This is a genomic window from Chitinophagaceae bacterium (assembly GCA_016699815.1).
GTDB lineage: Bacteria > Bacteroidota > Bacteroidia > Chitinophagales > Chitinophagaceae > Ferruginibacter.
In genome coordinates this window covers 2825265-2841453 of the sequence record CP065012.1, presented here as the reverse complement: position 1 = coordinate 2841453, position 16189 = coordinate 2825265, and the positions used below count along the sequence as shown (strand labels likewise).

The window sequence follows — 16189 nt, the reverse complement described above, 5'->3', positions numbered from 1 at the left end:
ATGTGAATTCTACCTGTTAATTTTTATTGTTAAACCTAAAAATATACCTAAAATGAATACAGGTAAAGTTCAAGCTATGCACACTTCTCATGCAAAAGAGCAAACCGAAAACAACACCACTAGCTGGATTGGTTGCTACCCCGGGAACAAAAAAGAAATCAGTAAAGGACAAACTTTTTTAGCCAACAGTGGCGGCAGCCTCGAAGGGATTGAAGTACTTCCCACATTTGTAAACCAACCTGCTGAAGTTTTGCTCACTATCCACGATTACGATGCCGACACCCGTAAATGGGGCGAACAATTAGGCAGCGCCAAAGTATCTATAAGCCAATCAGATTGCGGCAAATGGATACGCTTCAACATTCCCAATTTGCAATTGAGTAAAGGAAAGTTTTATGGCTTTAAACTGGCCTCTCATAACTCATTTATTGGGATTGCAGAAGCCGTAGGAAGCGCAAAAAATCCCCCATTAAGCGAAGGAAGGGAATGGAAATTTGAAGACAATGGTAATACGGACAGCTTCCGTTACATGAGCCTTGCCTTTAAAATTGCAGTAAAAGCAGCTTAGTTAAAAAAAGAAATCATTATTATATTTAGTTACCTGGAAGCAGGTAACTATTTTATTTTTATACCCTATAAATTACTTTTTAAGTAATTGCTAATTTTAATTGGTCAATTCAAAACTATTTTCTTTAACATCACGGCTATTGCTGCCAATAAACACTTTAAAATCTCCGGGCTCGGAAACATACTGAAGGTCGCTGTTGTAAAACTTCAGTTCTTCTTCGGTAATTTTAAAGATTACCTCTTTACTTTCGCCGGGTTTTAAGTTTATTTTTTGAAAACCTTTTAATTCTTTTACCGGCCTGGAAATACTGCCCACTATATCCCTTAAGTAAAGTTGCACCACTTCTTTTCCTTCCATCATCCCGGTATTGGTAACGGTTACCGATGCAATAATACTCCCGCCTTTAGCCATTTTACTGCTGCTTAATTTTATATCAGAATAAGAAAATTGAGTATAGCTTAATCCATATCCAAAAGGATATAAAGGATCATTGCTTACATCCAAATAATTACTACGAAATTTTTCGAACCATTTACCTTCGGGCAACGGGCGGCCGGTATTTTTATGGGCATAGTAAATAGGTACCTGCCCAATATTTTGCGGAAAAGTACTTGTGAGTTTACCCGATGGGTTTACATCGCCAAATATTACATCAGCTATAGCATACCCGGCTTCGCTGCCGCCAAACCATACATTTAAAATAACCGGTAAATTTTCACTTTCCCATTTAATGGTTAAAGGCCGGCCGGCAAACATTACCATAATAACCGGCTTGCCTGTTTTTAATAATGCTCCCAACAAATCTTTTTGGGCTTGTGGAATATCAATATTTGTTCGGCTACTACTTTCACCGCTCATTTCGGCGCTTTCGCCAACGGCGGCAATAATTACATCGGCCTGTGCAGCTACGGCAAGCGCTTCATCTAGCAGTTGTTGTTTTGTTTTTCCAGATCGGGGAAAATCTTTGCCAAACATACCGGCACGTTGTTCATAAAGGCTGTCATCGTCTAAAAAAGAGCCTTTGGCGTAAAGCACATTGGCTTCTGCCCCGGCAACTTCTTTAATACCTGCTAATACCGAAATTGAATTATCAAAATTTGCTGCCACACTCCAGGTACCCGGCATATTTTTTTTATTATCGGCCAGAGGCCCAATTACAGCGATTGTTCCACCTTTTTTCAAAGGCAAAAGATCATCCTGGTTTTTTAATAAAACAAAACTTTGAGCAGCAATTTCCCGGGCAACCTTACGGTGCGATGCTGTAAAAATTTCTGTTTTTGCCCTTTGTTCGTTACAATACTTATACGGGCTTTCAAATAAACCTAAAATATATTTTGCTTCTAAAATATGCCTGCAGGCATTATCAATTTGTGTCAAAGTAATTTTTCCTTCTTTTAAAGATTGGGCAATCGTTGTTAAAAAACCCTCTCCCACCATATCCATATCTATTCCTGATTTTAAAGCCAGAGCTGATACCTGTTGCAGGTTGCCCATGCCATGATCAATCATTTCATTAATACCGGTATAATCTGTTACCACAAACCCTTTAAAGCCCCAGAGCTTTCGCAATACATCGGTCATTAAATATTTATTTGCAGTAGCCGGAATGCCATCCACTTCATTAAAAGAAGCCATTACAGTACCTACTCCTGCATCTACTGCAGCTTTGTAAGGCGGAAAATATTCGTTAAACATTTTCACACGGCTCATATCGGTAGTGTTGTAATCTCTGCCGGCTTCGGCAGCGCCATATAAAGCAAAGTGTTTTACGCAGGCCATGATGTTGCTGTTGCCTGAAAAATCTCCCTGGTAACCTTTCACCATTGCTTTGGCAATTTGTGCACCTAAATAAGGATCTTCACCGGAGCCTTCTGCAATGCGACCCCAGCGTGGGTCACGGGCAATATCTACCATTGGGCTAAAGGTCCAGTTAATGCCATCTGCACTGGCTTCAATTGCAGCAATTCTTGCACTTAGTTCAATAGCCTGCAAATCCCAGGTGCAGGATAGGCCCAACGGAATTGGAAACACCGTTTCGTAACCATGTATAACATCCATGCCGAACATCAACGGTATTTTTAAACGGCTTTCCTCCACTGCCACACGTTGTATTTCTTTTATTTTTGCAACCGATTTTACATTAAACAATCCGCCCACTTTCCCTTCTCTTATTTTTTGGGCAATGTTTGAACTCTTGGCCTGGCCGGTGGTAATATCTCCTGCGGATGGAAGGTTAAGCTGGCCAATTTTTTCTTCCAAATTCATTTTCTTCATAAGGCCATTAATAAAAATCTTCATCTTTTGTAATGGGTTATTGCCCTGGGCCAATACTCCATTATTCATTAAAAACAATACGGCAAGCAGCGGAAAATTTATTTTCTTCATTTTTGTAAAAAGCATATTTATTTATTTGAAAATATCTGTAAAGTAAATCTACTTATAAAGAGCGGAAAATTTATTTTTTTAATTTTTGCAAAATCAGCGGTTGCCATATAGCATAACCTTTTTTGTTCATGTGCAATTTATCGTTTAGAAAAATTGACTCATTGGGCGATCCGTCTTTGTTTAACATGGCATGATACACATCTACATAAGCCGTATTGTGCTTATCTCTTAAAAAAGCCCTAATCATAATATTGGCAACTTTAAACTTAGGCATAAGTTTTATCCTTGCCGGGCTGGGTTTCATGCTTACATATACTATTGGAATTTTTGGATATTTTTTGCGAACGATAATGAATAAAAGCTCAAATCTTTTTGCAACCTGCGATGGGTAAAGGCTATCGTTTTCGGCAAAGTCGTTCTCGCCGCAATAAATTACAATTTGCCCAGGCTGATAGGGATAAACAATATCTTTTACATAATAAATAAGGTTGTTGAGTGTGGCGCCACCAAATGCCCTGTTTAAAATGGAATAGCGGGGAAAATAATCTTGTACATCTTTCCACAGGGTAAATGAAGAACTGCCTATGAAAAGGATTTGATTTTTTCGGGCATGCTTACACTATCCTGCTGCCGAAATTTTTGAATATCGCTGATGAATGGCTGCGCCGATAATTGCAGGGTTGCCATTATCGTCAATAAAGTCAAAACTAATTTCTTCATGCTTTCAAATATAAAATGAAAAAAGAATAGAAATGTTAAAGCAACCTTTATTCTACCCTTTGCACAGGTATCCTTTCACTTGTGCCATTTTCGTTCACCGCTTCAATGGTATAGTAATAATCTTTTTTCAAATCCATTGCTTTCATCCAGTATTCATTATTGTTGTGTACCATTATGCAGGTGTACAGTTTATTGGGATGTGTTCCGTAATAAATGTTATAGGCAAAAGCATCATTTGCAGGTTTCCATTTAATAAAAGCGCTGCGTTTGTCTTTTTCGGTTCTTAAAACAATAAAGCCTTCTACTTTTGCTGGCTTTTTTCCATTGCCATTACCAAAAACCCTTAGGCCGCTGATTGCAAATTTTCCTGTGGGCATATGTACATTCTCCAGCTTTATAAACCTTGCCTGTACCGGTTTTTCAACAACCATATAATCATGCGGTACATCGGTTTTGTTTTTACTTTTATCTACCAGCAAATTCCATTTTTTACCATCAAGTGATGAATAAATGCGGTATTGATGATATTGATTATTGTATTTGCCCAGGCGATCTGCAGCTACATCCTGGTCGGCATAATTAATTTGTATTGCATTTACGGTACTTATGTTTCCCAAATCGGATTGTATCCATTCACCTGCATTGCCTGAATTTGCGCACCAGTAAGTTTTCATCAGTTCATCTACTGCATTGTTTGCATGATAGCCACCCAAAGTAGAAGAAACAGTAACCGGCTTGTTATAATTTAGCAGCATCCAGCCGGTGAAATACGGAGATTGATTATTTACTTCAAAACTATTTGTCTTAATTTCTGATGATGGAATATAATGCGGATAATCGCCAAATGCGGTATTGCACCACATTACATCATCTTTGTCGAAGCCAGCCGGCCAAATACCAATGCGCCTTTCAAAAGTATTTTTTACAGCAATAGTATTGGTGCTTACATGCCAGTACTGCCCAAAGTTATCGGCAAAAGTAGCGCCATGCCCGGCGCCACGGGCAAAGCCACCCAGCTTTATGCTCAAAGGGTCAGATTGTGGCGTAGTTTCGCTGCCATCCATTATTGGTCCGCTGGAAACCACTACGCCATCGGCATAACCGCTGAACTCGGTACCTGGTGCTCCATACTGAAAATAATATTTACCATTATGCTTTGTCATCCACGCACCTTCAATAAAGGGATCTAAAAATGTATTGTCCATGTGCTCGCCAAAGCGTTGCCAGCCATAGCGCCACTTCTGCAGCAAATACATGGGCGCACGTGTACCAATAGGTTTCATGGTTTTTCTATTGAGTTCAATGCCCATAGTTGGATATCGGTTGCTGCTGCCATTATACATATACAATCTTCCATCGTCATCGGTAAAAAATGCAGGATCCCAGCCGCCAATTTCAAAACTATCCACCAGCGGTTTCCATTCATTGGCTTTGGGATTGGTGCTCATCCAAATACTAAAATTGCTTTTGTAGGTAGAACCCATTACAATTATTGTATCGCCAATAATGCCTACAGCAGGTGCACAAAGCTCATCGTAAGTTCCCGTGTTCCATGGTCGTAAAAATCTTCGGGAAATAAATTCCCAGTTGAGCATATCGTTGCTCCACCAATAACCCCATTGGTTTGTACTAAACAAATAATAATCGCCTTTGTAATTTACAATTACCGGGTCGGCCGTGGCACGGTGGTTGCCCCATTGTGCAAAATTGGGAATGGGCGTATAGCCATAATCAATATTTACCGGGTTGCAATAAGTTTTTAATTGTGCAGTAGCATTAAAAAATGCAAAACAAATAATTATTGCCGAAAATTTTTTCATTTTTACATGTTTAAACGAAAAATATTATTTTTTCAACCAGGGGCTTTCAAAACCCAGTTTTATTAAACCTTTCTTTACTTCGGGGCAACTCATAAACAAGTTCCATAATAAATTGCTGCGGTAGTTTTCCATCATTACCACAATCGGCCCCTGGTCAATGGCAAGGTAACGCCGGGGAAACCAATCATTGGTTACGCTAAAGGCATCGTAGAACCCGTATTTACCCAGCAATTTATTTTTGTAATGGTTGTACCAAAATATTAAAGCAGCATTTGATTGATTGGGAGTATATGGAAAAGAGCTGAGGGCAGCCGAAGGCGTAAGTACACCCAAATCCCTTTCGATTGTTGGCGCATGGTGCGAATAGCCTTTTACCGAATAACTGGAGGTAAGCCCCCAACTGCTATCCGAATATTCTTTAAACTTCAACGGATTTTCTACACACCATTGGTAATTGATTAAAGACTGAGTAATATTCTCCTTCATATAATCTGCATATTTATCTTTTAATCCTCTTGGGTCCAGGCCGAGATAAGAATAATGTGCCCAAAACATGGGGCCGCCGTTCCATGCATCGCCCTGGTGTTTCATTTGCAAACGGAAAGGAAATTTTTCTGCAATGCCTTCAGCTTTATTTACTTCATTTATTTTTCCATTTTGTGCCCATCCTTCGTGGTAAACCTTTGCCGCTACAGCATGTGTAGGCGATGCTGCCGCAAGCACATACATGATTAAGCACTCATTATACCCGTGCACTCTGAAATCCATTTTCCAATTATAATTGGGGCTCCAGTGCCAAAACAATACATTTTCTCCATTCGTGTACCAGTCAAACTCTACCTGCTTCCATAATTTATCTATTCGATGTGCAATTTGTTTTTCGATGCTGTTGCCGTTTTTAAAATATTGCCTTACGCAAAGCAAGCCCTGGAGAAGAAAGGAAGTTTCCACCAAATCACCACCATCATCAAACTTGCTGAAAGGCTTTGTTTTACCGGTTTCGCCATACCACCAATGCGGCCATACGCCATGAAATCGGTCGGCAGTTTCCAGAAAGTTTACTATTTTATTAAGTTGGGCAACACCCTGTTCCCTGGTAATAAATCCCCTATCTATGCCCACAACTAATGCCATAATGCCAAAGCCGGAACCGCCACTGGTTACTACTCCTGCGTCTTTTTGCGGATAAATACTATCTGCATGGATGCGTTCCCTTGCCATGCCGCTTACCGGTTCTGCCCCATCGTAGAAGTATTGAAAAGTTTGCCTTTGCAACAAATCAAAAACTGCATTATTAGAATATTGAGCTGCTGAAAAAGGATTGGATTTATATACTTTGGTATTATGGCATGAGAAAAAGAAACCGGTTAATATTGCTAAAAGAAGAAAAAAAAATTTCCGCATAATTTCAAATGAGCATTTTGTGAAAATAAAATTTATAAATATGGAGCAGTAAACCCTAAAGTCAACATGCCTGATTTAATTTCGGGACAGCTTGTAAATAAATTCCATAACAATCCGGTGCGGTAATTTTCAATCATCACTATCATTGGGCCCTGGTCTATTGCAAGGTAAGAAGAAGCAAACCATTGATTTTTTAATGAAAATGCATCCACAAACCCATATTGGCCCCAAAGTTTATCGCCCAATTTATAATAATAAAATTTTAATGCCTGCATAGATTCTGCAGGCGTGTAAGCTATAGAAGAAATGGCAGCAGTGGGCGCAATAACGCCAACATCGTTGGTAGGTGAACTTGCGGTATAGCCATTTTGAATATCGCTTGCCGTTAAACCCCAGCACAATTGGCTATACCCATAGTTTGAAAGTGGGTTGGCCTTACAATAATTATAATTGATGCGTGCATGGTTTTTTGTTTGTGTTTCAAAACTTATACCTCCATCCTGCAAGCCAAAAGGATTTATGCCTAAAAAACTATAATGAGAAAAAAACAACGGGCCACCAAAATTGGGGCCTAAGGGCAAGGTATAACCATAATAGGTATTGCCGTTTAAATATCCGCTTCCACCCTTCCAGCCCTGGTTATAAACAATTAGCGGAATACCATGCGTAGCCGATGATGCTGCAAGAATATAGGTGATTAAACATTCGTTCCAGCCTTTTATGGGCAAGTTCATTGCCCAGTCAACGGTAGGGCTCCAATGCCAGTACAATACATTTTGGCCGCCACGGCGAAACCAATCCCATTCCACACGGTTTACAATAATATTGATATCATCTCTCAATGTTATTTCATTCGTATTAGCCGCATCAAAATATTGGCGTGCACATAATAATCCCATAACAAGGTATGAGGTTTCCACAAGGTCGGCGCCATTATCATTAGGGCTGAAAGGCACTGCTGCACCGGTATTTCCATTTATCCAATGAGGATATGCGCCATGAAAGGTTTGCGCCGTGTTTTTTAAAAAAGCAACTATTGTTTGCATTCTTTGCAAACCTTCATTACGGGTAATAAAACTACGGTTTATGCCAACGGGAATGGCCATAATGCCAAAGCCCGATCCGCCGCTGGTTGTTACATCGCCTGATGTATTTCTTTCTCTTGCCAGGCCGCTTGCCGGGTGGCCAAAATCCCAAAAGTATTTAAAGGTTTGCTCCTGCACTTTGGTAAGCAATGCATCTTCGGTTATTAAAGGGAACTTATCCGAAGAGTCTATTTTACTTACAAAATTTATGGTTAGCGCCGAGAGCAATTTACCTCCGGCCTGCGACTTTAGTGTTGTATTTACCGAAAGAGAATATTTTGTTAAGGCTTGTAAAGAAAGATTGGGAATAATATTAATTGCACTATCGCCATTAGACATTGTACTTTGATAAGAAATTAAAGCGCCCTGGAAATTCCTGAAATTTAAGGCAGGCGAAACAGTAGCTGCATCAATTTTTGTGGAGAAATAAAATTTTATTACCGGATTAAAACTGCAATCATATTTTAAATTTAAAAATGCTGCGCCATCAATAGTTGCGGAGGAAACAGAAAAACCGGGTGGCGTAACCGGCGGATTTTGATCTGAATTATCTTTTTTACAACCCAACCATAAAAAAGACATGAAAACAATATAGAGGCATTGCTTCATAAGCGGTATAAATAGGCATTAAATTTACGATAAATTCTACAGTTATTATTGCTGCTGAAGAAACTTAACAGTATTAATCATATCAAAATGCAATATCCTGTCTTTATCATTAAAACGCACATGCTTCCTATAGCCTGCAAGAACAGATTCTAATGTAGGAGAAGATTTTAAAGGCCTCCTGAATTCCATTGCCTGTGCGGCTGTAAATAATTCTATGGCTAAAATTTTATACAGGTTATCCAACAGCCTTTTGCATTTTGTTGCTGCATTTGCACCCATGCTCACATGGTCTTCCTGGTTATTGCTGGATGGGATGGAGTCTACACTTGCCGGTGTGCAGAGTTGCTTATTTTCACTCACTATACCTGCTGCCGTATATTGCGGAATCATAAAACCGCTGTTGAGCCCTGGATTTTTTACCAAAAACGGAGGCAGGCCACGCTGCCCACTAATGAGTTGATAGGTTCTGCGTTCGCTGATACTTCCTAACTCTGCAAGAGCAATACACAAATAATCCAGCGCCATTGCCAATGGCTGACCATGAAAATTTCCGCCACTCACAATTAAATCCTCATCGGGAAAAATATTGGGGTTGTCGGTTACGGAATTTATTTCTTTCAAAAATATTTCGCTCACATATTCAATGGCGCCTGCGCTTGCGCCATGCACCTGTGGAATGCACCGGAAACTATACGGATCCTGCACCTGCGATTTTTTTGCGCCGCAAATTTCACTGCTTTGCAGCAGGTTTCTCATTTCAGCCGCAGCCGATAGCTGGCCTTTATGGGAGCGAACCAAATGAATAAATTCATTGAGCGGCTCGGTACTACAATCAAAAGCATCGAAGCTTATAGCCGCAATTGTATTGGCCCATTTTGCCAGCTTTGTTGCATGTATTAAAATATAGCAACCATAAGCGCTCATAAACTGAGTGCCATTAATTAAAGCCAGGCCTTCTTTACTTTGTAAATTAATGGGCTGCCAGCCTAAATGCTGTAAGGCTTTAGCTGCCGCTATTATACTGCCATCAACCTTTACTACTCCTTCGGCAATAAGCGGCAGCGCCAAATGGCTCAAAGGTGCAAGGTCGCCGGATGCGCCCAGGGAACCCTGTGTAAAAATTACCGGAAGCACATTGTGGTTATACATATCCACAAAACGCTGAACAGTTTGCAGCTGCACGCCGGAATTACCATAAGCCAGCGATTTAATTTTTAAGGCAATCATGAGCTTTACAATTGGTTCAGCAACTTCCTCGCCCATTCCGCAGGCATGTGAACAAATGAGGTTTTTTTGCAGCTCTTCCAACTGGTTGTTTTCAATAACTACGTTTTGTAAAAAACCAAAACCGGTATTAATGCCATAAAATGGCGCTAGGCTTTTCTTCAATTTCTCATCGAGGTAATTGCGGCATTTTACAATATTATCCTCCGCAGTTTTACTAATAGAAACCTTATGGCTATGGCCGGTTAAAGCGGTAAGCTGATCTATTGAAGTAAACGGGTTATCGAGAATGGTTGGTTGTAGGCTCATATAGGCAATATCCTTAACTGGTAAAATTTTATAAAATTTAATTCAAAAGTAAATAAAAGAGATAATATTGGTTAGTAAAATAAACAAGCTAAAAATCAGGCGGGCAACCTGAGGTCGCAAAAATAAAGTTATAGCTACAATCACTATACACAAATAAAACGAGCTATCCTTAAAAATCCTGAGCAGAAAATAAATTTTATTTGCTAATTTGAAGTTTAAAATCCGGCCTTTAGGAAAGAATCTGCTAAAACCCATGAAATTGACCGGCTATATAAATACCTTCTTAAAAAATAAAAATGCCCCTGTTAAAGTACAAGGGCAAAAACTAATTGAGGTAAACCTCACTACGGAATATAATCCTTATTGTGATTTGCTTCAATGCAAATATATAAAAAGAAAAAAACATGGAAAACAAAATGAAAAAAATTCTAGGGTTGGATATTGGAACCAACTCTATTGGGGCTGCATTAATTAACATACCAAAAGAATTTTCTGATTATGGGAAAGAAGGAAACATTGCATGGATAGGCAGTAGAATCATTCCAACCGATGGTGATTACTTGCAAAAATTTGAAAGTGGCGCACAAGCAGAAACAAAAGCAGCATTTCGAAGGAGTAAACGTGGCGCAAGAAGATTAAAACACAGATATAAGTTACGAAGAACACGACTTATAAAAGTTTTTAAAGCATTAGGTTGGCTTGATGAAAATTTTCCATTAGATGATTCAAAACAATTTAACAAGAACATAAACGAAAATGGCTACTCCCTAAAAATCAGCGATTACTTACCCTTTTCAGGTGAAACCATTTCTGAATTTGAAAAAGAATTAGGTATTGATGGTAAGAAAAGTAAAAAAGGTAAAAGCATAGTCCCCGAAGACTGGATTATTTATTATCTGCGAAAAAAAGCTCTTACCACGAAGATTACAATTCATGAATTAGTTCGAGTTATTTATATGCTTAACCAGCGTAGGGGGTTCAAGAGCAGCAGAAAAGATTTAAAAACAACAAATGTTCTTCCATATAATGAATTCATAGAAAAGAATAACAAAAAAGAATGGGGTGAAGAAGGTATCGAAACACAATTTGTAGTTATTACAAAAATAAAATCGGTAACATTTAAAGAAGAAAAAAAAGATAAGAAAGGCTATGTCGTATCAAATACTTATGCCATTGAAGCAGAAGACCAAAGGATGAAAACTTGGGAAGAATCAAGAAAAGAAAAACCAAAATGGGCAGATGATAAAGACGACAAGAACAAAGAAATTGAAAAAAAGGAATTTACATTTTTAGTTACTCATAAGGTTGATAAAGACGGAAAACTTACTCAACTCAAACCACAATTACCTACAAACGATGATTGGGCACTTTGTACAACTGCCTTGAGTGAAAAAATGCAGGAAGGAAACCAACATCCTGGAGAATACTTTTACAATCAAATTAAAGAGGCATATAAAGCAAACCGAAATTTTAAGGCTCGTCAATATCCTGTTTACAGATGGCGCTATAAAAATGAATTAGATGCTATTTGGGAAAAACAATGTGAATTAAATAAAGAACTCAACAAATTTAATGCTGCTAACGCAACACTCACAAAATTGGCAGAAGTGCTTTATCCCACACAGGCTAAAAATAATATGCCTAAGTTATCTGAATTCCAAAAGCATGACTTATTACACATCATAAGCGATGATATTATTTATTACCAAAGAGAATTAAAATCGCAAAAAAATTCCATTAGTGAATGTCGCTATGAGAAGAGAAAAGGTATTGATGGCGAATATTATGGATTAAAATGTATTCCTCGTTCTTCTCCCCTATTTCAGGAGTTCAGAATTTGGCAAGATATACACAACATACGAGTTTTAGAAAGAGAAGTAAAAGTAGATGGAAAAACAAAATTAGATGTAGATGTAACTGCTTCTTTCGTTAATGATGAGATAAAAGAAAAGCTATTTGATTTATTTAACTCCAGAGCAACTGTTAATGAAAAAAGAATACTTACTCTTCTCAAAGAAAATCATCCCAATTCAAACATCAAACTTGATATTGACAAGAAAGAAAAAATACATTCTCATAGGATCAATCTTTTTGCAAGGCGTGATGAACTAAAAGGAAATGAAACGCTTTCTCGTTATCGTTCTCTTTTCGATAAAGCCGAATTTGATGGAAAAGAAATTGTGAATGACAAAGAAAAGCTAATGAAGTTATGGCATATAGATTATTCCATAACCTCCTCAGATGAAGAAAAATCAAGGAAAGGTATAACTACTGCTTTAAACAAACTTTTACCTGATAACTCTAACAAAGAAAAAGTTATTGAGCTATTCACTAAGCTATCAGAACTCAAAAAGGAATATGGCTCCTTCTCCACCTGTGCAATTAAAAAAATGCTACCTGTAATGCGTTGCGAGAAATATTGGAACGAGCAAGATATTACTCCTACAATAAAAGAAAGGGCAACGCAGATTAAACAACGATTGGATGACATCAACCACAGCATTAAGAGAATATCAGAAATTGCTGATGACGATGTGCAAAAACAAGTACTAAAAAGTTTTATTGAAAAAACTGATTTAGCCAAAGGCTTAAACACCTATCAGGCAGGTTACTTAATTTATGATAAGCACTCAGAAAAAGATAAAGCCGTAATTAATTCTATTGAAGAATTTGGTAAGTACATACAAAGAGAAATACCTAACAACAGTTTACGCAACCCAATAGTAGAGCAAGTTGTAAAGGAAACCATGTTTTTAGTTAGGGAAATATGGAAAAAATATGGGGAGATAGATGAAATTCATATTGAATTAGGAAGGAACTTAAAAAACAATAGTGATGAAAGAGATAAAATTTCAAAAGCTCAGGATAAAAACTTCACTGAAAAGCAACGGATTAAGAAGTTGCTTTATGAATTGATAAATAACGGTTTTCACCAATATAAAGAGGGTACTGAAATCGAAGATGTGAAGTTTGAAGTTACGCCAAACCCAGAAAGCCCAGCGGATATTGAGAAGTTTAGAATATGGCGTAGCTTATCAAAAGGCACAGAAAAAGAATTTAAAGACTTATTGGAAAAGGAGAAGAAGGATAATAAGGAATATATACCCACGACAGGCGAAATAAAAAAATATGCACTTTGGTTAAGCCAACATTGCCGATCTCCATATACCGGTAAAATAATTCCGCTTAGCAAGCTCTTTGATATTAATCAATATGAGATTGAACATATTATCCCTCGTTCAAAGATGAAGAATGACAGCTTTAACAACTTAGTTATTGCTGAATGGGGAGTAAATAAAGCCAAGGACAAACAACTTGCTGCAAATTTTATTGCTGATAGCAAAGGGAAATGCAAATACGGAGACACGGAGTATAAGTTATTTACCTATGAAGAATACGACGTTTATTGTAAAGACGTATTCAAATTTCAAAAAGCAAAACGTAAGAATCTATTGGCTACAGAAGTACCCGAAGATTTTGTTGAAAGGCAATTAAACGACACCCGCTACATTGGCAGGAAATTATCTGAGTTACTTGCACCCGTTGCAAAAAATGAAAATGGGATTCTTTTCACCGGAGGAATGATTACTTCCGAACTTAAAAATAATTGGGGGCTAAACAGGGTCTGGAAAGAATTAATGCAACCTCGCTTTGAACGATTAGAGAAAATAACAGGGAATAATTATATCGTACATGATAAAGACGAACATAATAATCCTGTAATTCATTTTAATGTAAAAGAAAATGAGAAATTAGATTTAAAGCGCATTGACCATCGTCATCATGCCTTAGATGCTTTAATTATTGCAGCGACCACGAGAGAACACATTCGTTACCTAAACACATTAAGTGCGGCAGATACAGACGAAGAAATAAAAAATTTCAAGCGAACCTTAGTAAAAAGCAAAATCAGGGATTTTAAACAGCCATGGGATGGTTTCACAAAACAAGCAAAGGATAAATTAGAAGAAACGATTGTTACCTTTAAAACAAGTAATAAAATTATTTCCACACCAACCAATCGGACTGCTTCATGGAAAACAGAAAGCGAAAAGCAACCTAAAAAGATTTTTAAAGAACAAAAACAGAATGCTAAATGGATGGCAGTTAGACGGTCTATGTTTAAAGAACCATTGGGGGTGATCCAACTCAAGGAAACAAAAATGGTTCCCGTTAAAGACGCATTTGAAATTGAAATTGAACGGCAGTTAATTGATAAAGACTTAGAAAAAAGAAAAACAGCATCTTATGTTTATGACCAATATGCTAGGCAAATCATAAAAGAGCTAATCAAACGCTGTAACTCAGGTATTGATGAAAAAGATTCATTGATTAACGAAATAGAAGAGTATCTAACTAAGAACAGCAAGAAAATTGAAACAGGAAAAGTCAACAAGAAAGGGAAACCACAATACAAAACCCTTTATCAATTAGCTGAAAAAGAATACGAAGCCATAGAAGTTGCACACTTTATTCCTTATAAAACTAAACGAATGGATTTAACTAAAAAAGATTACGTAGAAAAACTAACGATTGAAAAAATGAAAAATGATTTTCCTTATTTCTCATTCATTAACAAAAACTATTTCGACTCACTTCCCAATGAGAAACAACTAATCATTACAGATGCGGATCTTACCATTTCACCAAACAGGAAAACAAGTGCCTTTAACTTATTGATGCTGGACCATATTTTAGAGTACAACAATGTACCTAAAGAAGCATTTAATGCAGAAGGGCTTGAAAAATTAAACAAGAAAGCAATAGAGAATCCTAAAATTGGGAAAGAGATTAAATCTATTACTCGATTAGATGGAACAGTAGATATTGAAGATATGTTTAACGGTGGTTTTTATGAAACAGACAAGGGAGCAATGGCATACTTCATAATGTACGAAAATCCAAAAATCAAAAAACGCACCGATTATAGGTCTATTGCTACACACAAAGCAATCGAAAAAATTGTAAAAGGCGACCCTATTGCAGAAGATAGAGATGGATTTGATAAAATTATTCTTTCACCAGGGGATTTAGTTTATGTGCCAACAAAAGAAGAGATTGAAGGTAAAAAAGAAATTAATTGGATTAATAAAAAGGAAATTTCCGAAAGAGTTTATGTTATGCGGAAATCAACGGGCAAGCAATGCTATTTTCTTAAATCAAGAATATCTGATTTAATTATTTCTTATGATAGCGATTCGAAAACAGGAGAATACGGCAGTCAAAATTTAAGTGAAAAAAGTGATGATGGCATTAAAATAATTGATGTTTGCATCAAACTAAAAATAGACCGGCTCGGCAACATCTCAAAAACAGGTAGTTACCAAACTTCTTCAACTACAAACAATAATGCGGTATCCGAACCGGAAGTGAGCTATACCAAAAGAAACTGGACATTAAAAAGCTTTAATTCCTTTGAAGCAATGGAAGATGATCAGTTGGCCTATTACGCTGCCATGCCACCAATAGAGCGGCTCAAAGCTTTAAAAGAATTGACACTAAACGCATTTGGATTCAAGCATGAATCTGAAATGAACGCCCCCGATCGTAAACTAAAATTTGATGAATAGCTATGAATATTTTTTTTAAAGAACACCATGAAATCCTGGCTGCACTTTTAAAGCACCGGGTAAATTTTATGCTTATTGGCGGCTATGCGGTAAATTATTATGGATATCATCGTACAACCGGAGACATGGATATTTGGTTAGAACCATCTAATGAGAATAAAGAAATGTTGCTACAGGCATTTACTGCTTTAGGATTTGACGATGAAGGCATCCACACTATAAGAAGCTGGGATTTTACAAAAGCCCAAAAATTTCATATTGGCAGTAATAGTCAGCCGGATAAAACAGAATTTTTGACGCATATTTCAGGAGTAGCATTTCCAAATGCTTTTGCACAAAAAACAATGGCAGATATTGATGGCTTCAGTCTGCCCGTTATACATTTCAACAGCCTTATTCAAAATAAAAAATCGTCAGGTCGTACAAAAGATCTGGCAGATGTAGAGTATTTAGAAAAAATTATACGGTTGAAAAATAAAATAAAATAGGTGTAAG

General features: G+C 37.4%; 10 protein-coding genes. 3 read left to right on the top strand and 7 right to left on the bottom strand.

Annotation, left to right across the window (positions count from 1 at the left end; genetic code table 11):
* Positions 1–52 precede the first annotated feature (52 nt).
* The gene (locus IPO46_12585; GenBank protein QQS62895.1) at positions 53–568 is read left to right on the top strand and encodes a hypothetical protein; all 516 of its coding nucleotides are present in this window, start codon (positions 53–55) and stop codon (positions 566–568) included.
* Between the two features lie 96 nt (positions 569–664).
* Here the strand turns inward: IPO46_12585 and bglX are convergent, their stop codons facing one another.
* From bglX to hutH, 7 genes are all read right to left on the bottom strand, one after another.
* Complete coding sequence (bglX, locus tag IPO46_12580; protein ID QQS62894.1) at positions 665–2953, bottom strand: beta-glucosidase BglX; 2289 nt, start codon at positions 2951–2953, stop codon at positions 665–667.
* 70 nt (positions 2954–3023) lie between these two features.
* On the bottom strand, positions 3024–3548 hold the full coding sequence (locus IPO46_12575; protein QQS64417.1) for a G-D-S-L family lipolytic protein: 525 nt from the start codon (positions 3546–3548) through the stop codon (positions 3024–3026).
* Positions 3536–3673: a hypothetical protein gene (locus IPO46_12570; protein QQS62893.1), complete on the bottom strand. Its 138-nt coding sequence runs from the start codon at positions 3671–3673 to the stop codon at positions 3536–3538. The genes IPO46_12575 and IPO46_12570 overlap by 13 nt, the downstream gene beginning before the upstream one ends.
* Before the next feature lie 47 nt (positions 3674–3720).
* Positions 3721–5493 carry a discoidin domain-containing protein gene (locus IPO46_12565; GenBank protein ID QQS62892.1) on the bottom strand — a complete coding sequence of 591 codons (1773 nt, stop codon included), beginning with the start codon at positions 5491–5493 and terminating at the stop codon, positions 3721–3723.
* A 24-nt stretch (positions 5494–5517) separates the two neighbouring features.
* Positions 5518–6897, bottom strand: coding sequence for a beta-glucosidase (locus IPO46_12560; protein ID QQS62891.1), 1380 nt, complete (start codon positions 6895–6897; stop codon positions 5518–5520).
* Between the two features lie 32 nt (positions 6898–6929).
* Positions 6930–8591: a beta-glucosidase gene (locus IPO46_12555; GenBank protein ID QQS62890.1), complete on the bottom strand. Its 1662-nt coding sequence runs from the start codon at positions 8589–8591 to the stop codon at positions 6930–6932.
* A 45-nt stretch (positions 8592–8636) separates the two neighbouring features.
* Complete coding sequence (hutH, locus tag IPO46_12550) at positions 8637–10124, bottom strand: histidine ammonia-lyase (GenBank protein ID QQS62889.1); 1488 nt, start codon at positions 10122–10124, stop codon at positions 8637–8639.
* A gap of 416 nt (positions 10125–10540) precedes the next feature.
* Between hutH and IPO46_12545 the strand changes: the two genes are divergently transcribed.
* The gene (locus tag IPO46_12545) at positions 10541–15694 is read left to right on the top strand and encodes a hypothetical protein (GenBank protein QQS62888.1); all 5154 of its coding nucleotides are present in this window, start codon (positions 10541–10543) and stop codon (positions 15692–15694) included.
* Between the two features lie 2 nt (positions 15695–15696).
* Entirely contained in the window at positions 15697–16182 is a 486-nt protein-coding gene (locus IPO46_12540) for a hypothetical protein (GenBank protein QQS62887.1), read from the top strand.
* The last annotated feature ends 7 nt before the right edge of the window (positions 16183–16189 follow it).